Source organism: Amycolatopsis orientalis DSM 43388 (assembly GCF_000411975.1).
Taxonomy (GTDB): domain Bacteria; phylum Actinomycetota; class Actinomycetes; order Mycobacteriales; family Pseudonocardiaceae; genus Amycolatopsis; species Amycolatopsis orientalis_D.
The window spans coordinates 1-26076 of sequence record NZ_ASXG01000029.1; the positions used below are offsets into that span (position 1 = coordinate 1).

Annotated in this window: 24 protein-coding genes; 10 read left to right on the forward strand and 14 right to left on the reverse strand. The window is 68.7% G+C overall.

The features are described from left to right. Positions 1 to 147: 147 nt before the first annotated feature. Positions 148 to 945, reverse strand: coding sequence for a hypothetical protein (locus L942_RS04745; protein ID WP_037355370.1), 798 nt, complete (start codon positions 943 to 945; stop codon positions 148 to 150). A gap of 100 nt (positions 946 to 1045) precedes the next feature. On the opposite strand from L942_RS04745, the gene L942_RS04750 reads away from it, so the two are divergent. The 4 genes from L942_RS04750 to mshC all read left to right on the forward strand — a co-directional run bounded on the left by L942_RS04750 (position 1046) and on the right by mshC (position 6697). Continuing rightward, on the forward strand, positions 1046 to 2443 hold the full coding sequence (locus tag L942_RS04750; protein ID WP_037355372.1) for an ATP-binding protein: 1398 nt from the start codon (positions 1046 to 1048) through the stop codon (positions 2441 to 2443). Beyond that, complete coding sequence (locus L942_RS04755; protein WP_037355374.1) at positions 2443 to 4401, forward strand: vWA domain-containing protein; 1959 nt, start codon at positions 2443 to 2445, stop codon at positions 4399 to 4401. The genes L942_RS04750 and L942_RS04755 overlap by 1 nt, the downstream gene beginning before the upstream one ends. A 210-nt stretch (positions 4402 to 4611) precedes the next feature. Then, the gene (locus L942_RS04760) at positions 4612 to 5376 is read left to right on the forward strand and encodes a MerR family transcriptional regulator (RefSeq protein ID WP_037355376.1); all 765 of its coding nucleotides are present in this window, start codon (positions 4612 to 4614) and stop codon (positions 5374 to 5376) included. An 82-nt stretch (positions 5377 to 5458) separates the two neighbouring features. After that, positions 5459 to 6697: a cysteine--1-D-myo-inosityl 2-amino-2-deoxy-alpha-D-glucopyranoside ligase gene (gene mshC, locus L942_RS04765; protein WP_037355377.1), complete on the forward strand. Its 1239-nt coding sequence runs from the start codon at positions 5459 to 5461 to the stop codon at positions 6695 to 6697. A gap of 69 nt (positions 6698 to 6766) precedes the next feature. On the opposite strand, the gene L942_RS04770 is transcribed toward mshC, so the two are convergent. Then, positions 6767 to 8392, reverse strand: a complete 1626-nt coding sequence (locus tag L942_RS04770) for an ABC-F family ATP-binding cassette domain-containing protein (protein WP_037355379.1) — start codon at positions 8390 to 8392, stop codon at positions 6767 to 6769. 259 nt (positions 8393 to 8651) lie between these two features. Here L942_RS04770 and L942_RS04775 point away from each other — a divergent pair, with 259 nt between their 5' ends. From L942_RS04775 to L942_RS04790, 4 genes are all read left to right on the forward strand, one after another. Beyond that, the gene (locus tag L942_RS04775) at positions 8652 to 9221 is read left to right on the forward strand and encodes a dienelactone hydrolase family protein (protein WP_037355381.1); all 570 of its coding nucleotides are present in this window, start codon (positions 8652 to 8654) and stop codon (positions 9219 to 9221) included. Positions 9222 to 9303: 82 nt separating this feature from the next. Next, complete coding sequence (locus L942_RS04780; RefSeq protein WP_037355382.1) at positions 9304 to 9891, forward strand: ArsR/SmtB family transcription factor; 588 nt, start codon at positions 9304 to 9306, stop codon at positions 9889 to 9891. Further along, the gene (locus L942_RS04785) at positions 9888 to 11144 is read left to right on the forward strand and encodes an MFS transporter (protein WP_037355384.1); all 1257 of its coding nucleotides are present in this window, start codon (positions 9888 to 9890) and stop codon (positions 11142 to 11144) included. The genes L942_RS04780 and L942_RS04785 overlap by 4 nt, the downstream gene beginning before the upstream one ends. Beyond that, positions 11108 to 11938 carry a metallophosphoesterase family protein gene (locus L942_RS04790; protein WP_037355385.1) on the forward strand — a complete coding sequence of 277 codons (831 nt, stop codon included), beginning with the start codon at positions 11108 to 11110 and terminating at the stop codon, positions 11936 to 11938. Before L942_RS04785 ends, L942_RS04790 begins: the two co-directional genes overlap by 37 nt. Before the next feature lie 45 nt (positions 11939 to 11983). On the opposite strand, the gene L942_RS44125 is transcribed toward L942_RS04790, so the two are convergent. Both L942_RS44125 and L942_RS04795 read right to left on the reverse strand, forming a co-directional pair. Further along, positions 11984 to 12136 (reverse strand): hypothetical protein, encoded by a 153-nt coding sequence (locus L942_RS44125; RefSeq protein ID WP_158684417.1) that lies wholly within the window; start codon positions 12134 to 12136, stop codon positions 11984 to 11986. Positions 12137 to 12417: 281 nt separating this feature from the next. Further along, entirely contained in the window at positions 12418 to 13308 is an 891-nt protein-coding gene (locus tag L942_RS04795) for a PAC2 family protein (protein ID WP_106964800.1), read from the reverse strand. Between the two features lies 1 nt (position 13309). Between L942_RS04795 and L942_RS04800 the strand changes: the two genes are divergently transcribed. Next, positions 13310 to 14845, forward strand: coding sequence for a recombinase family protein (locus L942_RS04800; protein WP_158684418.1), 1536 nt, complete (start codon positions 13310 to 13312; stop codon positions 14843 to 14845). Between the two features lie 124 nt (positions 14846 to 14969). On the opposite strand, the gene L942_RS44130 is transcribed toward L942_RS04800, so the two are convergent. The 6 genes from L942_RS44130 to L942_RS04825 all read right to left on the reverse strand — a co-directional run bounded on the left by L942_RS44130 (position 14970) and on the right by L942_RS04825 (position 20484). After that, complete coding sequence (locus tag L942_RS44130) at positions 14970 to 15128, reverse strand: hypothetical protein (protein ID WP_158684419.1); 159 nt, start codon at positions 15126 to 15128, stop codon at positions 14970 to 14972. Continuing rightward, positions 15125 to 16084 (reverse strand): glycoside hydrolase domain-containing protein, encoded by a 960-nt coding sequence (locus tag L942_RS04805; protein WP_037355389.1) that lies wholly within the window; start codon positions 16082 to 16084, stop codon positions 15125 to 15127. Before L942_RS04805 ends, L942_RS44130 begins: the two co-directional genes overlap by 4 nt. Before the next feature lie 8 nt (positions 16085 to 16092). Next, the gene (locus L942_RS04810) at positions 16093 to 16356 is read right to left on the reverse strand and encodes a hypothetical protein (protein WP_037355393.1); all 264 of its coding nucleotides are present in this window, start codon (positions 16354 to 16356) and stop codon (positions 16093 to 16095) included. Positions 16357 to 16408: 52 nt separating this feature from the next. Beyond that, positions 16409 to 17113 (reverse strand): hypothetical protein, encoded by a 705-nt coding sequence (locus tag L942_RS04815; protein ID WP_158684420.1) that lies wholly within the window; start codon positions 17111 to 17113, stop codon positions 16409 to 16411. Positions 17114 to 17299: 186 nt separating this feature from the next. Continuing rightward, positions 17300 to 19747: a hypothetical protein gene (locus L942_RS04820; RefSeq protein ID WP_037355397.1), complete on the reverse strand. Its 2448-nt coding sequence runs from the start codon at positions 19745 to 19747 to the stop codon at positions 17300 to 17302. Beyond that, a complete protein-coding gene (locus L942_RS04825) occupies positions 19747 to 20484 on the reverse strand; it encodes a hypothetical protein (RefSeq protein WP_158684421.1) in 738 nt (245 codons plus the stop codon). Before L942_RS04825 ends, L942_RS04820 begins: the two co-directional genes overlap by 1 nt. Before the next feature lie 132 nt (positions 20485 to 20616). Between L942_RS04825 and L942_RS04830 the strand changes: the two genes are divergently transcribed. After that, the gene (locus L942_RS04830) at positions 20617 to 21009 is read left to right on the forward strand and encodes a hypothetical protein (RefSeq protein ID WP_158684422.1); all 393 of its coding nucleotides are present in this window, start codon (positions 20617 to 20619) and stop codon (positions 21007 to 21009) included. Here the strand turns inward: L942_RS04830 and L942_RS04835 are convergent. The 4 genes from L942_RS04835 to L942_RS04850 all read right to left on the reverse strand — a co-directional run bounded on the left by L942_RS04835 (position 21006) and on the right by L942_RS04850 (position 25925). Further along, on the reverse strand, positions 21006 to 24461 hold the full coding sequence (locus tag L942_RS04835) for a hypothetical protein (RefSeq protein ID WP_037355404.1): 3456 nt from the start codon (positions 24459 to 24461) through the stop codon (positions 21006 to 21008). The genes L942_RS04830 and L942_RS04835 overlap by 4 nt on opposite strands. 5 nt (positions 24462 to 24466) lie before the next feature. Next, positions 24467 to 24676, reverse strand: a complete 210-nt coding sequence (locus L942_RS04840; protein WP_037355406.1) for a hypothetical protein — start codon at positions 24674 to 24676, stop codon at positions 24467 to 24469. Between the two features lie 152 nt (positions 24677 to 24828). Continuing rightward, positions 24829 to 25356 (reverse strand): hypothetical protein, encoded by a 528-nt coding sequence (locus L942_RS04845; RefSeq protein ID WP_037355409.1) that lies wholly within the window; start codon positions 25354 to 25356, stop codon positions 24829 to 24831. Between the two features lie 80 nt (positions 25357 to 25436). Continuing rightward, positions 25437 to 25925, reverse strand: coding sequence for a hypothetical protein (locus L942_RS04850; RefSeq protein WP_158684423.1), 489 nt, complete (start codon positions 25923 to 25925; stop codon positions 25437 to 25439). Positions 25926 to 26076: the final 151 nt, after the last annotated feature.

The window sequence follows — 26076 nt, forward strand, 5'->3', positions numbered from 1 at the left end:
CTGCGGTCTGAGGGTGGTTGTCAAGGCACGCTTTCCCGCCTTGACAACCACCCTCAGACCGTCAGCACACTCGGGCTTCGGGGTGCCCCACGCCATTCACCCACCTGCAATGTCGCCCGCCAGGGCGACGAGCAGGCCCCCACCCGCTCAAACCTGCCGATCCCCCTGCTCAGCAAACACCCGCACCGCCTCATTAACCGACGCGGTCCGCGCCCCCCGAACCGCCTCCGCCAGCGGCCGCAACGCCTCCGCCCGTCGATTCACCGCGGAAGCCGACAACGCCCCACCGGGATCATCCGCCTGCGCCACCGCGAGAATCGCCGAAATCTCCTCCGCCCGCTGCAGCACCCGCAGCGCCCGCCCTGGCGTCCCGGCGGGCCACTCCACCTGCGGCCGAGCCCGCAAATGCGCGGACAACTCCGCCCGCACCCCGGGCCGGTCGCTGGCCACGTCCAGCGCCTGCAACGCTCCGGCACTGGCCCGGATCGCGTCGGTCAACCCGTGCTCTGCGTCGGGCAACGGCTGGTACTCCAGCGAAACCGGCGCGGCGAGCGAGTACACCGTCCACCGCATCAGCCCCTCGGCGATCGGTTCGGGCACCAACCCGAAGCCGAGCCCGCCGAGCACGACAGCCTCGCCGCACCGCAACGCGGCCTCGGCGAAAGGCCCGCCGCCGCCCAGACCGCGCACATCGCCCGGAACCGGCAGCACCAGCTGAACGCTCACCGCGCCCTGCGCTCGCAGCGCGAGCAGCAGCTGCACGGGAGTGGCCGCCCGGTGAAAGGCGAGCGGGAGATCGAAGGCCTCGGCCGCGGCGGGATCGGCCGCGACGACGTCGTGGGCCTCGGCCCAGTCCTGCAGGGCGTCGAGGACGTCGTCGGACGCCGCGGCCCCGTTCAGCCACGCGGAGGACCAGACGGCGAGGGTCGCACTGGGTCGGCACACGACTGCTCATTTTACCGGTTCCTCCCGCCTCCGCCGATCCCCGCCCGGCTGGAGCCGCTCCACATCGACGGATGCCGGAACGGTCAGTAGCGTCGAAGGGGTGAACGCAGTTCCCGACGCTCTTCCCCGTACTGCCGGCGAGCTCCGCGCCGCCGGATACGCCCCGCGCCCGATCGCGCGCGAGATCCACGACAACCTGCTCGCCGCGCTGCGCGAGGGCCGCGACGCCTGGCCCGGCATCGTCGGCTTCTCCCGCACCGTGCTGCCCCAGCTCGAACGCGCGCTGCTCGCCGGGCACGACGTCGTCCTGCTCGGCGAACGCGGCCAGGGCAAGACCCGCCTGCTGCGCACCCTGGCCGGCCTCCTCGACGAGTGGACCCCGGTCATCGAAGGCTCCGAGCTGGGCGAACACCCGCTCGAGCCGATCACGCCCGCCTCGATCCGCCGCGCCGCCGAACTCGGCGACGACCTGCCGGTGGCCTGGCGGCACCGCAGCGAGCGCTACACCGAAAAGCTGGCCACGCCGGACACGAGCGTGGGCGACCTGATCGGCGACGTCGACCCGGTCAAGGTGGCCGAGGGCCGCAGCCTCGGCGACCCGGAGACCATCCACTTCGGACTCGTGCCGCGCGCGCACCGCGGCATCGTCGCGATCAACGAGCTGCCCGACCTCGCCGAGCGGATCCAGGTCGCGCTGCTGAACGTGATGGAGGAACGCGACATCCAGGTCCGCGGCTACACGCTGCGGCTGCCGCTGGACGTGCTCCTCGTCGCCACCGCCAACCCCGAGGACTACACCAACCGCGGCCGGATCATCACGCCGCTGAAGGACCGTTTCGGCGCGGAAATCCGCACGCACTACCCGCTGGACGTCGAGTCCGAGGTCGCCGTGGTGCGCCAGGAGGCGAACCTCGTCGCGGAGGTCGGCGAGCCGCTGCTGGAGGTGCTGGCCCGGTTCGTGCGCAACCTGCGCGAATCGCCCGTGATCGACCAGCGTTCCGGCGTGTCCGCCCGGTTCGCGGTGGCCGCGGCCGAAACCGTCGCGGCGGCCGCGCTGCGCCGGGCCGCGGTGACCGGGGAGGACCCGCCGGTCGCCCGGCCGGTCGACCTCGACGCGGTGCCCGCCGTGCTGCGCGGCAAGGTCGAGTTCGAGCCCGGCGAGGAAGGCCGCGAGGTCGAGCACCTCGTGCACCTGATGCGCCGCGCGATCGCGGAAACCGCCCGCGAACGGTTCGCCGGACTCGACCTGCGGCCGCTGTCCGACGCGGTCGCGGACGGCCACCTGGTCGCCACCGGCGAGCGCGTCCCGGGCGCGGACGTCCTGGCCGCGCTGCCGGAACTGCCGGTGCTGCACGAGGTCGCCCAGCGCGCCGGAGTGGCCGCGGACGAACCGGCCGGCCGGATCGCGGCGGCGGTCGAACTGGCCCTGGAGTCGCTGTTCCTCGCCCGCAGGCTGGCGAAGGACTCCGACGACGGCACGACGGTGTACGGCGAATAATGCCGCTCTTACCGGAGGGATATTCCTACGGCCCGTGGCACGACGGGCCGGATCCGCTGGCCCCGCCCGCGGACCTGCGGGACGCGCTGGACGAGATCGGCCGCGAGGTCATGGGCGGTTCGTCCCCGCGGGCGGCGCTGGAGGAATTGCTGCGCCGCGGCACCGAACGCACCGCGGGCCTCGACGAGCTGACGCGCCAGTTGTGGCAGCGCCGTTCGCAGATCCAGCGACGGCACCGCCTGGACGGCACGCTGCAGGAAGTCCAGCAGCTGCTGCAGGAAGCGCTTCAAGCCGAGCGCCGGGAACTGTTCCCGGACCCCGACGACGAGGCCCGCTTCCGCGAAGCCCAGCTAGATGCTCTGCCGCCCGGCACCGCCGCGGCGGTCCGCGAGCTGAACGAGTACGACTGGCGTTCGGACGAAGCCCGGCAGAAGTACGAGCAGATCCGCGACCTCCTCGGCCGCGAGATGCTGGACGCGCGGTTCCAGGGCATGAAGCAGGCGATGCAGAACGCCGGCCCGGAGGACGTCGAGCGGATCAACCAGATGCTCGGCGACCTCAACGCGCTGCTTTCCGCGCACGCCCAGGGCGCGAGCGACATCGGCGAGCGCTTCGCCGAGTTCATGCGGCGGCACGGCGAGTTCTTCCCGGAGAACCCGCAGAACGTCGACGAGCTGATCGACGTGCTCGCGGCCCGTTCCGCCGCCGCGCAGCGGATGCTGAACTCGATGTCGGAGGAACAGCGGGCCGAACTGGCCGAGCTGGCGCAACAGGCCTTCGGCGACCCGCGGCTGGCGCAGCAACTGTCCGCTTTGGACTCGCAGCTGCGCGCGCTGCGGCCGGGGGAGGACTGGACGTCGTCCTCGCGCTTCCGCGGGCAGGACCCGCTGGGGCTCGGCGAAGGCGCGCAGGCGATGGCCGATCTCGCGGAACTGGACGCGCTGGCCGAGCAACTGGGCCAGTCCTACCCGGGCGCCCGCCTGGAAGACATCGACCTGGAGGCGCTCGAGCGCCAACTCGGCCCGGACGCGGGCGTCGACGCCCGCCGGCTGTCCGAACTGGAACGAGAACTGCGTCGGCAGGGCCTGTTCGAACGCGCGGCGGACGGAACGCTGCGCCTGTCTCCCAAGGCCTTGCGCCGCTTGGGGGAGACCGCACTGTCCGATGTGGTCAATTCGCTGCGCGGCAAAACCGGGGAGCGCGAGACCGAATCCGCGGGCGCGGCAGGCGAACCGACCGGTTCGAGCCGCCCCTGGCGCTTCGGGGACATGCAGCCGTGGGACGTTCCCCGTACCGTGCGCAACGCCGTGCTGCGCTCCACCGCGGTCGGCGCGGGAAGCGTCCGCCTGGAGGTCGAGGACGTCGAGGTCGTCGAGACCGAACACCGCTCGCGGGCCGCGGTCGCGCTGCTGGTCGACACGTCGTGGTCGATGATCCAAGAGGGCCGCTGGCTGCCGATGAAACGCACCGCGCTGGCCCTGCACCAGCTGATCAGCACCAGGTTCCGCAACGACGCGCTGCAGCTGATCACCTTCGGCCGCTACGCGATGCCGGTGGAACTGCCGGAACTGGTCGGCCTGGAAGGCGCCTGGGAACAAGGCACCAACGCGCACCACGCCCTCCTGCTGGCCGGCCGGCACCTGCGCCGGCACCCGGACGCCCAGCCGGTGGTGCTGATGGTCACCGACGGCGAGCCGACCGCGCACCTGGAACCGGACGGCGAAGCGGAATTCTCGTATCCGCCGGAACCGGCGACCATCTACAAGACACTGTCCGAAGTGGACCGGATCGCCAAACTGGGCGCGTCGGTGACCGTCTTCCGGCTGGGCGACGACCCGAGGCTGGAAGCCTTCGTGGACACCATCGCCCGCCGCTCCGGCGGCCGGGTCGTGGCCCCGGACCTGGACGGCCTTGGCGCCGCGGTCGTCGGCGACTACCTCCGCACCCGCCGCCGCTGACCCCTCCGGCAACGGTCCGTGAAGGGCTCCTTGAAGGAATCAGATTCCCGCAAGGAGCCCTTCACGGACTTGCCGGCGCTGCTCGACGACGGCAGCAATCGCTCGTGCTCGCGCCGAACCGCGGTGTCCGCGAGACTTGACCCTCACGCGACGTGAGGCGTGATCGTGGTTCTCGCAAGGGCCGTACGGCCGCAGAAACGGGGGAGAGCGATGGGGTACCGGGTGGGCGAGGTGGCGGCGCTGGCCGGCGTCACCGTGCGCGCGCTGCACCACTACGACGAGATCGGCCTGCTGTCGCCGAGCGGGCGCACCGCGTCCGGCTACCGGCGGTACGAGGACGCCGATCTCGACCGGCTGCAGCGCATCCTGCTCTACCGGGAACTGGGCTTTCCCCTGGAGACGATCGCGTCCGTGCTCGCGGATCCGGGAACCGACGCCGACGCCCACCTGAAACGGCAGCGGGAGCTGCTGGCGGCGCAGGCGGACCGGATCGCGCACATGGTCGCGGCCGTCGATCGATTGCTGGAGGCGAGAGCCATGGGCAACGCGTTGACGCCCGAGGAGAAGTTCGAAGTGTTCGGCGGGTTCCAGGCGCCGGACGGGTACTCGGAGGAGGCCGTCCGGCGATGGGGCGGCTGCGCCGAATGGCAGCAGACCCGGCTGCCGGAGAGCAAACAGGAGTGGGCCGAGGCGGAGCGGCAGCGGAAGGACTGGGTGCGGCGGCTGGTCGCGCTGGTCGACGACGGTGTTCCCGCGGACAGCCCGGAGGCGGCCCAGCTCGCCGAGGGGCACCGGGCGATGCTGTCGGCGGTGATGGGGGAGTGCGGCTACGAGATGCAGCAGCGGATCGCCGACCTGTACGCCGACGAGCCCGCGCAGCTGGCGTTCCTCGTCCGGGAGGACGAGCAGCGTCCCGGCATCGGGGCGTACGTGCGGGACGCCGTCCGGGCCAACGCCGTGCGGCAGCGGGTCTGACCGGTCCCGGTGGGAGGGACACCACAGCGGTCTCTCCCACCGGGTGGGATAACGGACGGACGTCCCGCTTACAGTCGAGGGCATGCAGACTTGGTCCTCCGTCGCCGTGCCCCGGCTGTCCGGCACGCCCCGTCCCCTCCGGCTCCACGACACCGCGACCGGGCAGGTCCGCCCGACCGCGCCCGGGGCCGCTGCCCGGATGTACGTCTGCGGCATCACCCCCTACGACGCCACCCACCTCGGCCACGCCGCCACGTATCTCGCGTTCGACCTGGTCAACCGGGTGTGGCGGGACAACGGGCACGAGGTGCACTACGTCCAGAACGTCACCGACATCGACGAGCCGCTGCTGGAGCGCGCGGAACGCGATTCGGACGACTGGGTCGTGCTCGGCATGCGCGAAACGGCGCTGTTCCGCGAGGACATGGAGGCGCTGCGGGTGCTGCCGCCGCGCCAGTTCGTCGGCGCGGTGGAGGCGATCCCGGAGATCGTCGAGGTGATCGCGAAGCTGCTCGCCAACGGGAGCGCCTACCGGGCGGACGACGCCGAGTTCCCGGACGTCTACTTCGACCACAGCGCGACCGGCCGGTTCGGCTACGAGTCGAACTACGACGCCGAGACCATGGGGAAGTTCTTCGCCGAACGCGGCGGCGACCCGGACCGTCCGGGCAAGCGGCACCCGCTGGACGCGCTGCTGTGGCGCGTCGCGCGCGAGGGCGAGCCGTCGTGGGAGTCCGAGCTGGGCGCCGGACGGCCGGGCTGGCACATCGAATGCAGCGCGATCGCGGTGAACCGGCTCGGACTCGGCTTCGACGTGCAGGGCGGCGGGTCCGACCTGATCTTCCCGCACCACGAGTACAGCGCCGCGCACGCCGAGGCGGTCGCGGCCGATCACCCGTTCGCCCGGCACTACGTGCACGCCGGGATGATCGGGCTCGACGGCGAGAAGATGTCGAAGTCGCGCGGCAACCTGGTCTTCGTGTCGCGGCTGCGCGCCGACGGCGTCGACCCGGCGGCGATCCGGCTCGCGCTCTTCGCCGGGCACTACCGCGAGGACCGGGCGTGGACCGGCCAGCTGCTGGTCGACGCGCAGGAGCGGCTGGCCCGTTGGCGCGAAGCGGTCGCACTGCCGGCCGGGCCCCCGGCTGACGATACCGTGGCCCGGCTGCGCGACCACCTCTCCGACGACCTGAACACCCCGAAAGCCCTCACGGCGATCGACGCGTGGGTCACGTCGGCACTGCGCCGCGACGGCACCGACCAGGCCGCTCCCGGGCTGATCAAGGACGCCGTGGACGCGCTGCTGGGCATCGTTCTCTGAGCCTGCTGACCACGAGCAGGGGCCGGAACTCGCTCCGACCCCTGCTCGCACAGCCGACTGTATAACGACCTATACATCCTGGCGCTGGCCGTTCGCCAGAGCCAGGTGGTCGCCTTCCCAGCGGCGGCGCAACCACCGATCATGCGAGGCGAGGACGACCGCGCCCGGCGCGCTGTCGAGCGCTTCGGACAATTCCTCGGCCAGGCTGAGCGACAGGTGGTTGGTCGGCTCGTCCAGCAGCAGCACGTCCGGCGGCTCGGCGAGCAGCACCGCCAGCGCCAACCGCCGCCGCTGGCCCACGGAAAGCTCGCCGACCGGCCGGTCGTGCTCCCTCGGCGGCAGCAGCCCGAGCGTGGACAGCGAAGGCGCCGCTTCGCCGGCCGCGGCCCGGTACACCTCCTGCGCGGTCCGCTTCGGCCGAGCGAACGCGACGTCCTGCTCCAGCAACCCCACTCGCACGCCGGGTCCGAAGTGGACAGTCCCGGCCGCCGGCGTGAGCTGGCCGGCCAGCACGGACAACAGGGTGGATTTGCCCGCCCCGTTGCCGCCGGTGACGAGGAGCCGCGCGGTGCGGTCGACGTCCAGCTCGTCCAGCCGCACCCGGCCCGGCACCGCGATGCCGCGCACCGACACCGCCGGACCTTCGCCGCCGGTCTCCGCGGTGAGCGTGGCCCGAAACCGCAGCGGTGCGGGCGGTTTCCGGACCTGCTCGCGCTCCAGCGTGTCGAGCTTGAGCTGTGCGTTGCGGACCCGGCGGGAAATCTGCTTCTGCACGCGACCGGTCTTGAAGTCGTAGAGCATCTTCGCGTTGTCCCGCGGCGCGCGGTTGTGCGCGACGCGGCGCGCGGTGCCGTGCACGGATTCCCGCAGCTGCTTGAGTTCCTCCTGTTCTTCAGCGAATCGCTGCTCCCACCGTGCTCGCTCGGCCTTCTTCTGGCCGAGGTAGTCGGTGTAGCTGCCGCCGTAGCGCGTCGCGCCGCCCACGCGGCGGTCCGCCGGAACCGGGTCGAGGTCCACGATGTCCGTGCAGACCGCGTCGAGGAACACGCGATCGTGCGAGGACAGCACGACGACGCCGGTCAGTTCCGCGAGATGCCGCTCGAGGAATTCCATCGCGTTGTCGTCGAGGTGGTTGGTCGGCTCGTCGAGCAGCAGAATGCGCGGCCGCCGCACCAGCAGCGCGGCCAGCCCGAGCCGCGACCGCTGTCCGCCGGAGAGCGTCTGCAGCCGCCGGTCGTGCTCGAGGTCGCCGAGCCCGAGACCGGCGAGGACGAGATCCGCGCGCCGGTCCGCGTCCCACAGGTCGTGGTCCTGCGCCCATTCCAGGACGTGGCCGTACTCGCTGAGTGCCTCCGGGTCGTCCGGGCGCTCGGCGAGCACGGAGGCCAGCTTGTCGAGCGTCGCCGCCGCGGTGCGGATCTCGGCGAGTGCCTCGTCGAGGACGTCGGAAACCGTCGCGGTGCCGGAGAACGGCAGCTCCTGGAAGAGAAACCCGAGGTCGCCGTGCCGCACGACGTCGCCGCCGCGCGGGGTTTCGAGCCCGGCCAGCAGCCGGAGCAAGGTGGATTTCCCGACCCCGTTCTCGCCGACGAGGCCGATCCGCCTCCCGGGCGACGCGACGAGCGAGACGCCGTTGAGGACAGTGCGGGCGCCGTAGCCGAAAACGAGGTCGGTGGCGTGCAGGACGGTAGACATGAGTGATCACCGGGCCTTTGCGATGGTGGCAAACGTCCCCGACGGGCGACGCGAGGCTCCCGGGAGCAGGGCTCGACCGGGAGCGGCCTCGATGCGGGGAGGGCTCGGCTCAGCTGTCCATGATGGCCGGGAGCATAACGCGGGACCGGCGGGGAAGGGCAAACGGTTTTTTCCCGGTTTTCGCCGAAGGCGTGGTCCGCGCCGCTAGCGTTGCCGGCGTTCAGGCAACTGGTTCGTCGGCTGAGGGGATTTCCGCGACATGGCTGAAGTCGTGCTGTACCACCACATCCAGGGGTTGACCGACGGCGTGCGGCGCGTGGCCGACGAGTGGCGCCAGGCCGGGCACACGGTGCACACGCCTGATCTGTTCGAGGGCCGGACGTTCGCCAGCATCGAGGACGGCTTCGCCTTCGCCCGCGAGGCGGGCTTCGAGAAGCTGCGCGAGCGCGGCATCGCCGAGGCCGAGGCGTTGGGGGAGGAACTCGTCTACGCCGGGTTTTCGTTCGGCGTCATGATCGCGCAGCGGCTCGCGCAGACTCGCCCGGGCGCGCGCGGCGCGCTGCTCATCGACTCCTGCCTGCCGGTCACGGAGTTCGGAACCGCGTGGCCGGACGGGGTGCCGGTCCAGGTCCACGGGAAGGAGAACGACGAGTTCTTCGAGGAGGATCTGCCCGCCGCTCGCGCACTCGTCGGCTCCGCCGCGCACGCGGAGCTGTTCCTCTATCCCGGCGACCAGCACCTCTTCGCGGATTCCTCGCTTCCCTCGTACGACCCCGAAGCGGCCGGCTTGCTCAGGGAGCGCCTGCGCGCTTTCCTCGCCGCCCGGTAACCGGCCCGCTTGACGCCGGACGGTCGGCCTGCAACTCTGAAAGAACCATTTCGAAAGAAACCCTTCAGAGTTGGGCCGGCCGATGACCGAACTGCCGCCGAGGAAGCGGATCGACGACGCTGAGCTGCTGCGCGCCCTGGCGCACCCGTTGCGCTCCGCCCTGGTGCACCACCTGATGGCGGTCGGTCCGTCGACGGCGAGCGAGTGCGCGGACGCGGTCGGCTCCACGGCGTCCAACTGCAGCTGGCACCTGCGCAAGCTGGCGGAACACGGCCTGGTCGAGCGGGCCGAAGGCGGCGACGGACGGGAACGGCCGTGGCGGGCGTGCCAGGTCGGGCTGGTGCTGGGCGGCTCGGGCGGCGACGACCCGGCGCTCGCGGCGGCGCAGCTGGCGGTCACCGGGACCGAACTGGCCGAGGAGCAGGAGCTGACCCAGCGGTACCTTGACACCGCAGAACAGCTCGACGCGGACTGGCGCGAGGCCGGCGGCTTCTTCTCCTACGGCCTGAAGGCGACGCCGGAGGAAGTCACCGCGCTGACCAAGGCGATCGACGAGCTGGTCCGGCCGTACGTGAGCGCGATCCGCCAGGACGCACCGGCCGACGCCCGGGCGGTCTTCCTCTCGATGCGCGCGTTCCGACGGATCGGGCACGACGGGAAACCGGCATGAGACGGCTGCTGGCCGCTCCGGGGTTCGCCCGGCTCTGGGTCTCGGCGTTCTTCGGCGAGACGGCCGAATGGATGCTGCAGGTCGCGCTGCCGGTGTATCTGTTCGTCCGCACCGGTTCCGCGGTCACCACCGCGTTGAGCATCGTGCTCGGGCTGTTGCCCGCGGTGCTGCTGAGCCCGGTCGCCGGGATCGTCGCCGACCGATGGGACCGCCGGGTGGTGCTCGCGGTCGTGTGTGCCGGGCAAGCGGTCGTGGTGCTGCCGTTGCTGGCCAGCGCCGAACTGCCGGTCGCGGCGGTCTACGCGGTGATGGCGGCGCAAGCGGGGTTGGCATCGGTGTTCGAACCGGCGCGCAGCGCGCTGGTGCCGGAGCTCGTCGGCACCGACGACGTCACTCCGGCGAACGGGCTGATGAGCGTGAACAGCAGCGTCGCGCGGCTCGCGGGCGGCTGGGCCGGAGGAGCGCTGCTGGGCTGGGGCGGGCTGGACCGGGTGGTCATCGGCTACCTCGTCGCACTCGCGGCGGCGGGGGCGCTGCTCGCGTTCCCGTTCCGCCGGGCGGCGGTGCGGAAGCCCGCGTCCGAGCAGCCGGATTGGCTCGCCGGCGTTCGCGATCTGGCTGGTCAGCGGCTCCGGGCGACGAGTCTGTCGGCGTCGCTGACTTCGCTCGCGCAGGGCATGTTCCTGGTGCTCTTCGTGGTGTTCGTGCTCGACATTCTCCGCGGCAGCGAGGCGGATGCCGGGCTGTTGCGCGGCGTGCAAGCGATCGGCGGGCTGGCGGCCGGGTTCGCGGTGGCGACGCTGGCGCGCCGGGTCGCGCCGGTGCTGCTGCAGGGCTGGGGGCTGGTCGCCGCGGGTCTGACGTCGACGGCGATCTGGAACCTTCCGGGCGCGACAACGGCGCTCGGGGTGTACGTCGGGCTGTTCATGGCTGTCGGCGCGCCCGCCGTCGTGGCCGGGGCCGGGCTGCTGTCCCACGTGCAGGCGGAGACCGGTCCGGAGCGGGCCGGACGGGTGCTGAGCACGGTGTACGCGCTGATAGCGGCGGGAACGGCGGCCGGTTCTCTGCTGGCCGGCGCGCTCGTCGCGGTGACCGGGCCGACACTGCTGCTGAACGTGCAGGCAGGCCTGCACGTGACTGCGGGCCTGGTCGTTCTGGGGTGGGGGAAGGGGCGGTTCCGGCGCTCCCGGGCGCGGAAAGTCGTTACGGTGGACGAGTGCCGTCTCTCTTCGCCACCAGCGACCTCCACGTGACCCACGAGGGCAACGGCCCGCTCGTCGACGAAATCGTGCCCGAGGGTCCCGGCGACTGGCTGCTCGTCGCCGGCGACGTCGCCGAGTCCGCCAAGGTCGTCCGGGAGACCCTGGCCAAGCTGCGCGAACGGTTCGCGAAAGTCGTGTGGGTGCCGGGCAACCACGAGCTGTGGACCACGCCGAACGACGAATGCCAGCTGCGCGGCCAGGCACGGTACGAATTCCTGGTGGAGCAGGCCCGGGCGATCGACGTGCTCACCCCCGAGGACGAATTCCCGGTGTGGGACTTCGGCCCGGAGCCGCTGACCGTCGCGCCGCTGTTCGTCTTCTACGACTACAGCTGGCGCACCCAGGCGACCGAGGGCAAGACCCGCGAAGAAGCGCTCGCGCACGCCCGCGAGATCGGCGTCGTGTGCACCGACGAGTACTACCTGCACCCGGATCCGTACGAGTCCCGCGCGGCCTGGTGCGAGCAACGGCTGAAGGTGAGCCAAGACCGGTTGGATGCGATCCCGCACGACCGCCGCACGATCCTGATGTCGCACTGGCCGCTGCACCGGCACCCGACGAACCCGTTGTACTACCCCGATTTCGCGCTCTGGTGCGGCACCACGCAGACCGAGGACTGGCATCTGCGCTACCGCGCCGAGCTGGCCGTCTACGGGCACCTGCACATCCCGCGCACGACGTCCGCGGACGGCGTGCGGTTCGAGGAGGTCTCGCTCGGCTATCCGCGGGAGTGGCGGAAGCGGGCCCGCGGCGCCGTTCCGGTGCGGAAGCTGCTCGCCGCCTGAGCGCGACCGGCCTGCCCGCGCAGCCCGGTCGCGTCCATCGGCGGATCAGTCGAACGAGAGCCGGCAGGCGGTCGCCGCGACCTGTGCGGGGACGTACTCGCCGTGCAGGATCCAGTAGCACTCCTCGAACGTTTCGGCGTCGTACGCGTTGTGCGCGAGCCAGGGTTGGACGTCGTACTCGCCCACTGCGTAGTCCATGCAAGCGCCGAAATCGTCCCCCTTCACCGGCGAAACGCGGTGATCGCGCCCGCCGCGAGCACTACCGGCGCTAGTGCGTTGCCGAACATCCTCGTACGTCCTGGTCCGCGCGATGTCGCTCGCACCAGGCCAGTCAACGAGAGCCGCTCGACAGGGCACCAGAGCCGTGCGGCGCGATCAGTCAACGGCGCACGCGCGGTCATCCCGCCGAGCGGCGCGGTTCACTGGTCGCAGTCGAGCGCGCACGGTGCGTTCCCTCAAGCGGGACGGCCTGCGAGGGGTCAGCGGAGGCCGAACCCGCCGTCCTGCCCGGGCCGGCGCCGCCGCAGGTAGCGCTCGAACTCGGCGGCGATTTTGTCGCCGGAGACCTCTTCCATGGTGAACTCGGTCTCGGCGTCGCCGCGTTCCTCGAGGCCGCGCACGTACTCGCTGATTTCCTCGTCCTCGTCGGCCATCTCGCTGACCGTCTGCTGCCACTCCTCGGCCTGCTCGGGCAGCGCGCCCAGCGGGATCTCGACGTCGAGCACGTCCTCCAGCTTGTGCAGCAGCGCCAGCGTGGCCTTCGGCGAGGGCGGGTGCGAGACGTAGTGCGGCACCGCGGCCCAGATCGACACCGCCGGGATGCCCGCCTGCACGCAGTAGTCCTGCAGGATGCCGACGATGCCGGTCGGGCCCTGGTAGTTGTTCACCTCGAGCCGGTACTTGCTCGCGGTGTCCTTGTCGTAGGCCGACCCGGTGACCGGGACGGGCCGGGTGTGCGCGGTGTCGGCCAGCAGGGCGCCGAGCGCGACCACCATCGCCACGTCCAGCTCCTGGACGTGCTCCACGATCTCCGCGCAGAACTTCCGCCAGCGCATGTTCGGCTCCGGGCCCTGCACCAGCACGAGGTCGCGGTCGAAGCCCTCGGGACGGCACACCGACAGCCGCGTGGTCGGCCATTCGACGCGGCGGGTGATGCCGTCGACCATCTTCACCGTGGGGCGGCTGACCTGGAAGTCGTAGTAGTCGTCCGGCTCGAGCTCGGCCAGCGGCGTCGCGTCCCAGGCGAGCTGGAGGTGTTCGATCGCCTGGCTGGCCGCGTCGCCCGCGTCGTTCCAGCCCTCGAACGCTACAATTAGTAGACGGCCGGGGTTGGCCTTTCCGCGGTCGTCAGGATGTTGGGGTGTTGACACATTGGACAGAGTAGTGCTTGCCACTCGGTACTCCGGAGAGGACGAGGCCGGGGTCATCGACCGTCACCGAGCGTTACTAGGCGCGTGGCTCGTTGAGGACGAAGAGCGGGTGATGGCCGAGGGGCCAGACGGGGGCTGGGTGATCGATGAGACGGTCTCCGGCTCGATCAACTTGGACGAGCGCAAGTCGCTCGGGCAGTGGCTCCGGGAGCCTCTGCTAGGCAACTGGGACACCCTCGTCGTGCCCGAGCAAGACCGCGTGACCCGTGACGACATTCACTGGTGGGTGTTCGTCGGGCGGCTGATGGAGTGGGGCAAGCGCCTCGTCGTCCTGGACGACCCCGGGCTAGACCTCTCGACGCCCAACGGAAGGATGATCGCGGGGATCAAGGCGACTCAGGCCGCGAACTACCGCAAGGACGTCCAGAAGAAGCTGATCAACGCGAAAGCCGAATACGTCAAGGACGGCCGCTACGTCGGCGGGCACTGGCCGTTCGGGTACCGCGCCGTCCCCCGCGAGGGACAAGAGGGCTGGGAGCGGGTGATCGACCCCGTGTCGTCCAAGTGGGTGCGGGAGGCGGTAGACCGCATCCTTGACGAGGAGAACCCGGGCTCGACGCAGAGCGTCGTCAAGGACTGGACGAAGCGAGGCATCCCGACCGCCCGAGAGTGGCAGGCGAAGAACACCCCACCGAAACCGGGGACAAAGCCGAAAGAGCCCAAGGGCTACAAGTGGCAGGCGACTAGCCTTCAACGGGTATTGCTGAGTCCCAACCTTCTCGGGTTGGGGACCTGGCAAGGCGAACTTGTCCGCAAGGACGGGCTGCCCGTTCAATTCGCCGAGGCGATCATCAGTCCCGCCGAAGCTCTCGAATTGCGGGAAAGGATTCTCAACAACGGCAAGAAGCGGCGGGGCATCCGGTCCAATCGGTCGCCCCTGCTCGGTGTGGTCTATTGCTCGTGCGGGTCGCCGATGACCTACAAGCATTACAAGCGCCCGGACAAAAAGTACCAGTATTACCGGTGCTGTCGGGTGGCTAACGAGTTCACCGGCTGCCCTAAGAAGGCTCGAATGTGGCCACTCGACGTGGTGTACTCCTACCTTGAGGAATTGTTCCTTTCGGAGCTGGGGGATGAGCCCTACCAGAAGCACAAGTTCGTCCCCGGCGTTAACCACTACCCGGAAATCCAGACGCTCACTGAGGCTATCGAGAACCTTGCGGAGAACCTTGGGGAGCTTCCCAAGGGGAGCCGTGCCGCGCGGGCGGCAATGGAGAAGATGGCCGAATACGAGAAGAAGTTAGACGAGCTGGAGGCGCAACCGGTCACGCCGTCCCGGGTGGTCAGCACGCCGACCGGGAAAACCTTCCGGGACATCTGGGAGGGCATGGAGACATGGGACGAACGCGGGGCGTTTCTCGCCCGCGCCCACGTGATGTGCGTCTTCGCGGGCACGCAGACGAACCCCGACGTCACACTGAAATGGCCGGATGATCTTCTGGGGCGCGTCACCCGCGCCGTCCCAATGAGCGTGTGAGAGCCACCCTCACCGGAGGCTGAAACGACAAAAAGCCCCCTCCCGGCCACTAGGGCTAGGAGGGGGCTTTACTGTGTCCTGGCGACCCCGGGCGGACCGATGTGCCTGCGCCCGGGGTCGTCTGTCACTCGGCGTTCTTAGGGGCGCAGAGAGCGCCCACGGCCGCGAGTACGCCGGTGATGACGGTTGCCCACCCGGCCGGGAGGCCGGGGACGAGCGTGGTGATGGGGACGGAGGTCAGCGCGCCCACGAGCGCGCCCACGAACTTGCTGTACTTGCTCACTTGGGGGCCACCTCGATACACAGGCTGTACGGCTTCTCGCTCTGGACGTAGGCAACGAACTGGTCCTGTCCGTCCGCGGCCTGGATGTAAACCCGGGTGTGGTCGGCGGCGACGCCCTTCCACTCCTTAGTCACCGGGTACTGGCCGCCGGGCAGCCCGGCCTTGTCGTCGCCCCGGATGCTCTGGAGCCGAACGTAATCCGCGCCGCCCGGGGCGTTCATGCACTTGAAGCTGAGCCACGCGTTAGCGGTTACCTGGCTGACACTGCCGACCGGGAGTACGAACGTGTGCGCCCGGGTTGCAAGCTTGCCGTCCGCGCCGCGCGGGCAGGGGTCGTAAGAGAAGATCTGAGCCACGTCGTCTCCGTTTTTCGCTTTAGGGGCGGGGTTGTTGACCAGGCCGCCGGGCACGTAGTCCGCGATGACCAGGTTTCGGTCACAGGTGATTCCGCCGACCGTCACCTTAACGTTGTTGTCCTGCCAGTAGTTGGCGTGCGGCACGAGGTCGCTTCGGCGGCCCGCCTGCCAGAAGGCGGAGGCGTGGCCGACCGCTGCGTTGAGCGCGTTGTAATAGCCGTACGCGCCAACGCGTTCACGTCCGAGCACCGACGCCGCTCCGTCTAGGTACGCCTGCCACGCAGCGACATTCGGGACCGTGGTCCGGTCGTTGGTGAAGTAGATGACGCCGGTGTACCCGAGGTAGTCCGCGCCTGCCTTGGCGCGAGTGGCGCGGTTTACGCCGCCCTGCCAACCGGAATCGGCGTCGGTCGTGGTGCCCTGGTGGACCAGGCGGACCGTGAGCCCGGCCGCGAGGTGCGACCGGTACTCGTCAAGGTTGGTGTGTTTGGTGCCGAGTAGCTGCGGGGCGTCGATATAGCGGATGACGCCGGTGTAACCGGCGTTCCGAATCGTGCTACCCGAAAGCTTCGCGGCGGAGTAATCCAGCCAGTAAGCCATGGGGTTCCTTAGGGCTTGACGATCTGCAAGACGACCGCGGCGATAGCGATAAGCGTGGTGAGCGCAAACATCACGTTCGCCCGGCGGATCGCCCGGCCGGATTCGTCGTCGGCCTTTAGCTCATCGATTTCCTTGCGGTGCTGGGCCAGCTCCGCGCGGTGGGAAACAAGTTCCTCGGCGTGCCCGTCGAGCTTCTTGGACACGCCGTCTACCGCCTCGAACAACCGGCGGAGCCAATAGCCCGGCTCATCGGGGAATTGGGGGAGGGTCACGTTGGGGTCCGTATTCTTCGGATCACGTAACCGGGTACGGGGTGGACAAGCGTTATCCCCCGGTCCGGTACAGCGAAATATGAGTGGTTTCCTCGGCCGCGGTCTCAATGGTCCGGTTAGATCCGCTGGTGTTCAGCGCGGTTACCTTGACCTTGTTTCCTGCGGCCAGTCGGATAGTCGTGGAGACAGTTCCCATGAGGCCGCCCAGCCAGCCGGACTTACGCCGCCAGGTTGACCCGCCGTCGGTCGACACCCAGAGATTGAGTTCCAGCGTCCCCGCCGGAGCGGTCATGCGAACCGTCGATTCGATCGCGTAGACACCGGCGTTCACGATGGTGAAAATCGAGGACGCGTAGGTGACGTCAGAAGACGACCGCACAGAGTTCTCAAACGGGACGTCTACTTGAGCCCCGTTGTTCAGGGCGGTAGCTGCGGTGGAGTTCCGCTCGGTGCCAGTGCGGGTTTCCAGCGCGGCGACACGGGTGTCAAGGGCGTTGTTGCCCTTGGTCGCATCCTGCGTGATCGTGATCCGGGAATCGTTGCCCTGGGCGATCGTGTTCGCCGCGGTGCCGTAGACCGGCGAGATAGTGCGGTTGGCGGAGAGGTCCCCGCCACCCTGCAAGCCGTTCGCGGTGGACACGGTGCGAGTGGTGGGGACCTTGCCCGACTCCACTGCGGAAACTCGGGAACCGAGAGCCGGGTTTCCCGTTGTGGGGTCGGTGATCCGCGCCTGGATGTCGTTGAGGTTGTCGACCACCGGATAGCCGAAGGCTTGCCGGGAAATCTCCGGCCGGTCAACGGCCGAGTGGTCGATAGCGTTCCACGTCACGGGGTTGTTTCCTCCGGATAAGGACGACCCGGGATAAGCAGGTATCCCGGGTCGCCGAACATTTCAGGGGGCTGCGGGTCGCCCGGAGCTAGCGCCGCGGACGCGGTTGCGGCATCAGACATTCCAATTCGATTCCCATCCCTGGAGCACCGAGTCCCACAGGGCGGAGCCCGGCACGGCCAGCACGATTAGCGAAAGCGAGTCGCGGAAACCGGCAGTGGTCAACGTCGTGTCAATGCCGACGATTTGCGCCGTGATCGTTCCCGTGAGCGTCGCGTCCCCGGTCAACCCGATGACGTCGAACAGCTCGCGCGAGGGATCGTGCGGGAGCGTGATATTCGATATCTGGATAAGACCGTGCGTGTACGAGTTCACGAGGTTGAGCGCGAGCGCGGCGCAGGAGGCGTACGTCTGTCGCCAGTCGGACTCCGGCAACTTGTAGGACTTGGTGCCGTAGATCGCGGCGTCGGCGTCCGCGGTCTGCGTCTTCTGGATGAGCTGGACGTCCGAGTACTGCCGACCGGCCACGCGGATGCTCGGCTGCTGCCCGCCCGCGTACGACCCGATGAAGATGGATTCGGTCGTGTTTCCCTGGCCGAACAAGGTAAACCCTCGCTGGCGGTCGAACCCGCGCACGTTGAACGCCCACCCCGGCCATGCCGCTTTGGTGTTGTCCGCTTGCTGGACGGCGGAAGCCGTCGTCAGCCGGACGTCCACGACGTCGGTGTTTGCCGGGGGCGTGACGCTGACTGTCGAGAGCTTCTGGACAACCGCCGTCACGTTCGAGAGCGGATACGAGGTGTTCCAGTTCTGGTTAACCGCGGTCGGGTAGTCAAGCGCGCCCTGCGATTTCCACACCACTGTTTCAACCGCGTTGCGGAAGCGGCCGGGCACGGTCACGCTGTTTTTCTTGGTGTCCGCTCGCGGCGTCAGCTCGATTTCGCCGACCACCGAATCGTCATACTGTGGCGTGTTCGGGCCGATCGAGTTAGAGGCGGTCGCCGAGATCGTCGCCCGGGAGGCAACGTGAACGGTGCCGTTGGCGTCCATCCACAGGCCGCCGAATTCCGCGCCTACTTGCTCTTTCAGCGACTCCCACGCGCCGACCGACTGCACATCCGGAATCCACGAAAGCTCCGTCAGCGAGCGGGTCAGGTTGACCATCGGGAACCCGTTCGGCAGCGTCGGCAAGGTGATCTGCGACGGCTGGACGAACCGGGCCGCCCCGACCGAAGTCGGTGCCGACCAGATGGAAACGTGGTGCGACGGCAGCGAACCGACGAACCGGCAAAGGTTCGTCCGCGAGTCGTCCGGGTAGCCGCCGGAGCCCGACGCCGCGAAGTCCAGCGTGTTCGCCGTGCCGCTCGTGGACGTCGGAGTGACTGTCGCCCCGTCAATCTGGATCGTGATTGCGATCGTGGTGGACATGTCGAACACCGCGGCGTAGTGGTGCCACCCGGCGGAAAGCGCCTTGGTGGAGCGGTCCGCGCGGCGGATCGTCGGGCTACCGCTGGACGGCTGGCCGGAGACCGCGGCGGCGGCCATCGAGCCGTCCTGGCCGACCGCGAGGGCGAGGCGCGCCCGGTTGTCCTGCTGGTTGACGTCATCGAGAAGATTCGTCTTTTCCAGGTACACCAGGACGTTCGACACGATCCCGGGGTCGCCGGACGGGTCCACCTTGAACCAGCCCGACAACCCCACCGAGGTGGGCGTCTTGGTCGGGTTGCTGGTGTTCGGGACAACGATCGCGTTCTGCGCGGTGCATAGGCCGGTAGAGGCGTCGCCGGGCGTCAGCGCGGTACCCCATCCGAACGGCGCGGTACCCTCGTAAAACTCGGGATCGAACGCGGGCAAGTTGACGTACGGACCCGTCGCCCAGCCGTCCACGAGACGGCCGACTGACGGCAGAAGCGAGCCGGACAACGACCAGTGCGCTTGCGCGTCCGAGCGGATCGGCGGGGCGACCAGACGTCCCGCCTGCCGGAGGGTTTCCTCCCAGCACCAGGAGAGCAGGATAGACCGGGCCGCCTTGGCGTTCCCGGAATTCCACGTCGCGTACGGGGACGCGGTGCCCACTGCCCACAGGGGCAGGGTTACGTTGTCGCCCAAGATGTCTAGGTGATCGTTGGCGACGAGGGTCACTGTCCGCGCCTTGCGGCGCGCGGTGAATTCGCGAATGAAGCCGGAGAAGATCCGCTGTTCCTGGACGCCGGTCGAGGTGGCGAACACCGCGAACGCCTCTATCCGGCGGTCGGTAATGTCCTTGCCGTACAGGGGAGACGTGGGCCCGGCGAACAGTTCGTAGGCCGTGAAGTCGCCATCGCCCCCGCCGAGTTCGAGCGTGAGTTCCCCGCTGCTGTAACCGTTCCCGCCCGCGTTGAGGTCTTCGGGGGAGTAGGTAGCGGTGCCGCGGTTGAGCTTGACGCTGCCCACCATGGCCGTGATGTCGGACTGCGGGTGGTCGTACTTGCCGTTGCCGTTCCAGTCGCAGACCACGCGGACCGAAGGCGAACGTTCGAGGCTGTCAACCGCTGCGCGGAACGAGGCGGGCAGCGTGAGCATTAGACCTCCGAGATAGTGACCGCGTTATCGCGGTAGGGCCACAGGACAGAAGAGCGGTCCGCCGAGGACACATAGACGCGGCAGACGCCGCCGCCCGGCCGCCACGGGGTGGCGGTCGCGCTCGCCTCAAGCTGGAGCGCGGCGAGCTGGAGCGTTGCGCCGTTGGGGACAGAGAACGTCGGGAGAAGGGTTCCGGTGGCCGATGTCGCCGACACGCTTACCCGCGTCCACGCGGACGGTGTTCCCGTGCTGGCAGTGCCGATCACCGCGTTTCCGTCCGAGAGCTGAACGCCGACGTTGGCGGATGCCTTGACGTAGGCGGAGAACGTGTGGACTACGGGCCGGACCGGTACCGCCGGGGTCCAGAGAGTCTGTGTCACGCCGGAAGAGTTCACCGACGTGACTTGGTTGCGGTGGCCGGGCGTCACGGCGAACGGGGCAGTCGCGGCGACGATATCCGCGCTGAGCCCGGGAACGGACGTCGTGAACGGGTTCCGGCCCGGCGTAGATCCGGCCGTCGCGACAATGGGGGAGAGCAGGTTTGTCGTCAGCGGGTCCACCAGGTAAAGCGGACCGGCGAGAGCGCCGGTGAGCGCCATGGTGAGAATCGATTCCAAGTCCTCAGTGAGTCCCTTGTAATCGAGTTTCCACGACCGCTTAGTGCCGAATCGCTCGACGGTCGCTGTTCCGTCGATAGACGAATTGACCGCTTGCACCGGGATGATGTCGGGGGTCACGGTTTCCGCCAACGGGATGGCCGTCAGCGCCCCGACCGGACCTAGGTAGTACGGGTGGTATGGAGCCGCCACGGCTTCTCCTAGTCAAGGGTGCGGAGTAACGTCTCCGGTCGGAAGTGCGAAGGGGGAGACATGGGACGAGTGCGCGCGCGGGCGCTGGCCGCCTGGGTGGCCGGGGCCGTGATGTTCGGCGGAACGGCGACGATGGTCGTGGCGACGCTGGTAGCCGCCCCGGGCAAGCCGCCGGTGACGGCTGAGACCGTGGCGACCGGGCGGGATTACCAGGGGTACGCCACGGCCAACCGCCTGATGGGGCCGACCGGCTTCGGCGAGTACAGCGCCACGATCGTCAACTCCGCCGGGTTCGCCGACGAGATGTGCAAGGACATCGCGGCGATGCCAGAGAACGAGTTGGGGGCCGCCCGCGGCCTGATGGCGGACTACCGCGTTGCCTACGACCGGCTGAGCGATGCTGAGCTGTCGGGGATCGTAGGCAACGCGAAGGCGTTCGTCTGCTCGCGCTAGCGGACGGAGTTCAGCGCCGCGCCCCGAGTCTCGAGAGTCGAGATTCCGCGGGGGTCGAGGTTGATCGTGACCTGGCTCATCCCGGCCACCACGGCCGCCTGGAGCTGGCTGGCGAACGCGGCGAGCACCTGCGCCGGGACGTCGCTCGCGGCTGCGGCCTGCATCGGGATGATGATCCGCGGGGCCATGGAGCCGACCCACGCCCGTCCGCTGGTGACGTCCGACTGGAGCGCCGGGTCCATCATCGCCTGCGCCAGGATCGCCTTAGAGCGGGCGGAGCCGTTCGCGGGGATGTAGTACTCCGGCACCCGGAGGTTGTCGCCCACGATGCGCCACGTAGCCGGGGCGACCCGCTGAGCAATGGGGCTCATCGGCGTGAGCCGCTGCCCGCTGGCCAGCCCGAGCACGCCGCCGGACGCCATCGGGACCGCCACGCCGCCTGCGGCGAAGTCGGCCCGGGTGCCACCGGCCGGGGCGCGCGGAGCGCCCCTGACGTCGTACGTGACGACGATCGTGGAATGCCGGGTGCGAGCGGCGTCGTTGATCGCCTTTTCAGCCTCCGCCGTGTGGGCGTCGAGGTTGACCCATCCCCACGAGCCGTCTGCCATCCGGAGCCAACCCTGTACCTTCCCCGTGGCGGGGTCGATGCGGGAATCGAGAGTCGCCCACGCGTACGACCCGTTCGCCTGGCGCGTCCAGTATTCGAGCTTGCCCGTGGCCGGATTGGCTCGGGCGTCAAGCGTGGTGTAACCAGTGGTTCCGTCCGCCCGCTTTTGCCAGACGGTTACGGTTGCCTGCGCCTCGCCATCCGTGGCTTTGACGTGAACGACACCGAACGTTCCATCAATCGTATTCTTGAAATCCGAAAGACCCTTTCGGCCCTCTTCGGTATTCGCGAAAACTTGGAACTTACCGTCAGGAAGCTGGACGATCTGGTACCCGAGGTCGGTAAGCGTCTTCCGCGCGGTGTCGGACATGACGTCAACGCGGATTCCCTTGCTATCGGGGAACTTCTTAAGCTCGCCGAGGATTCCGGAAAGCTCCGTCTGCGCGTCCGCGTTGCCCTCAAGCCGAAGCTGAGTCACGACGTCCGCCGGGATCATCCCGTAGTGCTGTGCGAGGCTGTCAATCTGGCCCTGCGTCAGCCCGGCCGCCCGGAGTTGCTTGCCTAGCTCGTCGTTCATGCCAGCAAGGCGGCCCTGAATCTGGTCCGCCGGGACGCCCGCGCTCTGCCACGCCTGCGCCTGCGTCGCCCACGCCTTGGACGTGTTCATGATGACGTCGTAAAGCTTGCTGCCCTCGGCGGACTGCGTGTTGATCGCGCCGGAGGCGTCCACGAGGTCGCCCTTGAGCTTCTTAAGGTCAACGCCCTTGAGCGATTCGCCGACGCTCCGGAGAGCGTCGTTCCATCCCTTGGTCGCTTCCTCGACGCTCGGCGTCTCGCCGCGGAGCAGTCGGACGGCCTGTAGCAAGTCGTCCGCTTTGGACGCGGCGTCCCCGCCAGTCTTGGACAGCTCGTTGAAAGCCGCGCTGAGCGAACGCGTCGTGGTGTCCGCTGCGCGCTCGCCGTCCGTGAGCGCCTTGTGGGCGTCGGCGGCCCCTTGCATGGCGGCCGATTCCGCCCGAGCGGCGTCCGCCGCGTTGGCGAACGTGCCCGCGTTGTCCTGCATGATGTTGAGCAGGTCTTGAGCGTTCTGGGCCGCGGCCGTCATGTGCTTTTCCGACGCGCCAAGGGCTTGGTTGTATCCGCCGTACGCGGCGGTGCCGGTCGAGGTGCCGTCGCGGACAATCTGCTGGAGCGTCGCCTTGAGCTTGTCGCCTGCCTGGGCGCTGCCCAAGAACGCGTCTACGAGCTGCCCCGCGCCTTGCGGTCCCGCCAGGTGAGTAACGTCCTGGATCAGGTTCCGGGTGCCCTCATCGAGCACCTGATACGCGGAAAGCTGTTTCACAGCCGCGGATCGCACGCTCTCGTCAATGACGCCGTTGGACGCCCGAAGGGCGTCGGTCAGCGTGTTGACGCGGTTGGCGGCGTTCTGCGCGTTGAGCGCCATGTTCCGTTGGTGCTGGCCCAACAAATCCAGGCCGACGCTGAGCGCGCCGACCGCGAGGGTAGCCGGGTTGAACGCACCGGCGGCGAGCCCGCCGACAGCGGTCTTCGCCTGCGCGGCGAACTTCGCCGTACCGGACAGGTCAGCTCCGGCCGCCCGGATCTTCCCGCCCAGTCCCTCGAATCCCGCGCCGACGTCGAGCCCGAACTTTGACGCGACCATGGACGTGGCCGACAGGGCACCGGCGAACTGTGTCAGCCCGGACGGCAGCGTGTTAATCACGGACGCCAGGATGTTCAGGACGGCAATCATGCCGCTGGCCGACGACGTGAACCCGGAGAGGAAGCTAGTTCCCGCCGCGCCCTGCTGCGTCAGCTTGATCAGCGCGGAGGTGACGTTGTCCACCATCGCGCGGAGGTCGCCCAGCGGGCCGCCGCTGATGTTCGACAGGTTGGCGAGCAGGGTTCCCAGTCTGCCAAGCAAAAGCTGAACGATGCCGCCGAGTTGCGACATGCCCTGTGCCGCCGAGACGGAGCCGTTCGTCAGCTCCGAGAAGAAATCCGAGAGACCGGAACCGGTCTGCGCCAAGAGAGACGCCAGACCGGCGACCGGGGGACCGGCCGCGGCCGTCGCCTTGGCGAACCCGGGCATGGCGTTCTCTGCGAGGTCTAGCACGCCGCGCGTGAGCGGCGCGACGTAGCCCGCCGCAGTGGTCATGGAATTCTGAATGAGCGGGTTCACCCGCTCGAACGAATGCCCGATGTCATCGATAGCCGCGGAAACCGGAGCCTCGAACTTCTCGCCAACCCCGCTGAACGATGCCTCGATGTTGTTCACCATGCCGGTGAACTTGTTGGCGATCTGGTCATTCTGGGCGGCGAGGTAAACCCCGAGCCCGGCGAACGCGGTAGCGATGCCGCCGAGGGCGACGGCGGTACCGGCCGCACCAATGGCAGCCGCGGCCGGGAGGCCAACGGACAGCGCGGTGAACTTGAGCGCGTCGAACTGTGCATTAGCCCGCGAGGCAACGCGGTCTAGCTCGTCGCGGGTCTTCTTGCCGCCCTTGTCCTGTTCCTCGTACGACTTCCGTAGCGCCTCCTGGAAGCGCTGCTCAGCCTGCGTCGCGTGGTCAATCGCGGCGTCCAGCTTGCGGAGGTTGCTGTTGTGTTCCTCTTCGGCCTGGGCGAGCTGCGCGACGGTTGCCTTGGAGTTGTTGCGGACCTCGGCAAGCTTCGCTTCCGAGACACGGGCGCGACCGGCGGCATCCTCGGCGGCGTCAAGGGAATTCTTGAGGTCGCGTTCCGCCTTTTCGACGTCACGCGTGACCTTCCCGGCTTCCTTCATTTTCGCGAAGTACTTAGCAATCTCCGCGTCGAGGATGACCTTTACTGTCCGGTCGGTCATTCGTGTTACTCCTTCAAGTGAACCGGCCAGACCTTGAGTGCGTTGGGCTGCGGGGAATCGGCGTACGCCTCTTGCTGCTTGGCCAATGCGTCGCAACGGTGGCAACGGTGGGGGAGGTCAGCCACGTACTTGCCCGCGTTGTCCGCGTCCGTGGTCTCCGGCAGGAAGCCGCCGCACCCGTGGCACACGAGGGCTTCGTATTCGAGGAAAGCCATTACGAGCGAACGATCTTCCGGTGTCCACTCAGGACTACGGGTGGTCACCGAGCGAACCAGCCGCCCGGATTCGTCGTACTCGTATTCGGTGACCTCGCTCGGTTCCTCGCCTGCGAGCCGGGACGGCGAGATCCCGAGCTTTACTGCCGCTTCTACTTCTCGTCTGAGCCGGGCATCAGACGAGAGGCGGCCTGGCTGAAAACCGGGCCGTCCGGGGTGTCCTTGCGGTTAAGGTTCCACGCGGCCTCGGCGAGCGCGTCAAACTGCTTGCTGGTCAACGCATCCAGGAACGCGTCCAGCTGGTCGCCGTCGAGCTCCGGCGACACCATGGATTCCCGCACCAGGGCCTCAAACATGGTGTCCGTGTTAAAGCCCATGATCTGGTCGGCGGGGCGATCCTTGCGCGGAGCGTTGTCCGCGACGAGCTTGAGCCACGGCTTACGGGTCAGCGCGCGGAACCGGACCTCTACGGTGCTCTCCGCCATCTCGGCCTCAAGCTCTTTGATCCGCCGCGCCAACTCCATGTCGGCATCGGACGGCGCAAGCGTCTCGCTCGTCGCCTGGCGGGAGGTCAGCTCACGATCCAGCTTCTCCCAGTCGGCTTGCAGGTCGCTGCGGAGGCAGACGGACACGGCGGTTTCGGGCAGCTTGGCAGCGGCCAGAAGACTGTCAATGCTCATTGGGTTTTCTCTCGACTCGCTCTCGACTCAGAAGGGGAATGCGCCCGCCCGGGAGTCGAGGACCGGGCGGGCGCAAGCAATCACGACCCGGCGACAACCGCGGCGTCGTACTGCGGCGGCGCGCTCACGAACCACTTGCTCTGGAACTTCACCGCGTTGTTCGCTTCCGGCTTCTGGAGCTTCCGCTCACCGGCCGCGCCCGGGAAGATGACGGGCTTGTCGCCCGCGGAGAAAGCGGTCTTGGACGGAACGCCGTACCGGATGGCGAGATAACCCTTGGTGCCACGCAGAAGCGTGGTCCACGCCTTGTCCTCGGTGTTGTCCGTCTTGCGGACGAGGGTCAGCTCGACACCGTAAGTGGCGCGGCCCGGAGCCTCCGCGTTGCTGGTGTCGCAGAGCTTCGGGATGGAAATCTTGTCCTCGTCAACCGAGATGTCCAGGCCATCCGCGGTGATGAGGCAGGAGAGGTCAACGCCCGCGTTAAGCTCCGTGACGGTCGGCGCGGACGGGTCCGCAATCGTCGGCACGAACTGCACGCGGATCTGACCATCGGTGAGCATGTCAGACATAGGTCATTCACTTTCTTTTCTGCGGGGTCGCGCGGCTTTCCGAGGGAAAGCGGCGGGCTTGGGGCCATCGGGCACGGGGCCGTCTACGGCCTGCCAGCCCTCAATGTGTCCGAGTTCGAGCGCTGTTTTCGGAAGGGCAGCGATGTGCCCG

Excerpts from the sequence above, each read along its gene's own strand:
- L942_RS04755 (WP_037355374.1), top strand. The coding sequence starts at position 2,443 with ATGCCGCTCTTACCGGAGGGATATTCCTACGGCCCGTGGCACGACGGG.
- L942_RS04760 (WP_037355376.1), top strand. The coding sequence starts at position 4,612 with ATGGGGTACCGGGTGGGCGAGGTGGCGGCGCTGGCCGGCGTCACCGTG.
- mshC (WP_037355377.1), top strand. The coding sequence starts at position 5,459 with ATGCAGACTTGGTCCTCCGTCGCCGTGCCCCGGCTGTCCGGCACGCCC.
- L942_RS04770 (WP_037355379.1), bottom strand. The coding sequence starts at position 8,392 with ATGTCTACCGTCCTGCACGCCACCGACCTCGTTTTCGGCTACGGCGCC.
- L942_RS04775 (WP_037355381.1), top strand. The coding sequence starts at position 8,652 with ATGGCTGAAGTCGTGCTGTACCACCACATCCAGGGGTTGACCGACGGC.
- L942_RS04780 (WP_037355382.1), top strand. The coding sequence starts at position 9,304 with ATGACCGAACTGCCGCCGAGGAAGCGGATCGACGACGCTGAGCTGCTG.
- L942_RS04785 (WP_037355384.1), top strand. The coding sequence starts at position 9,888 with ATGAGACGGCTGCTGGCCGCTCCGGGGTTCGCCCGGCTCTGGGTCTCG.
- L942_RS44125 (WP_158684417.1), bottom strand. The coding sequence starts at position 12,136 with ATGGACTACGCAGTGGGCGAGTACGACGTCCAACCCTGGCTCGCGCAC.
- L942_RS04805 (WP_037355389.1), bottom strand. The coding sequence starts at position 16,084 with ATGGCTTACTGGCTGGATTACTCCGCCGCGAAGCTTTCGGGTAGCACG.
- L942_RS04820 (WP_037355397.1), bottom strand. The coding sequence starts at position 19,747 with ATGCTCACGCTGCCCGCCTCGTTCCGCGCAGCGGTTGACAGCCTCGAA.
- L942_RS04830 (WP_158684422.1), top strand. The coding sequence starts at position 20,617 with ATGGGACGAGTGCGCGCGCGGGCGCTGGCCGCCTGGGTGGCCGGGGCC.
- L942_RS04835 (WP_037355404.1), bottom strand. The coding sequence starts at position 24,461 with ATGACCGACCGGACAGTAAAGGTCATCCTCGACGCGGAGATTGCTAAG.
- L942_RS04840 (WP_037355406.1), bottom strand. The coding sequence starts at position 24,676 with ATGGCTTTCCTCGAATACGAAGCCCTCGTGTGCCACGGGTGCGGCGGC.
- L942_RS04845 (WP_037355409.1), bottom strand. The coding sequence starts at position 25,356 with ATGAGCATTGACAGTCTTCTGGCCGCTGCCAAGCTGCCCGAAACCGCC.
- L942_RS04850 (WP_158684423.1), bottom strand. The coding sequence starts at position 25,925 with ATGTCTGACATGCTCACCGATGGTCAGATCCGCGTGCAGTTCGTGCCG.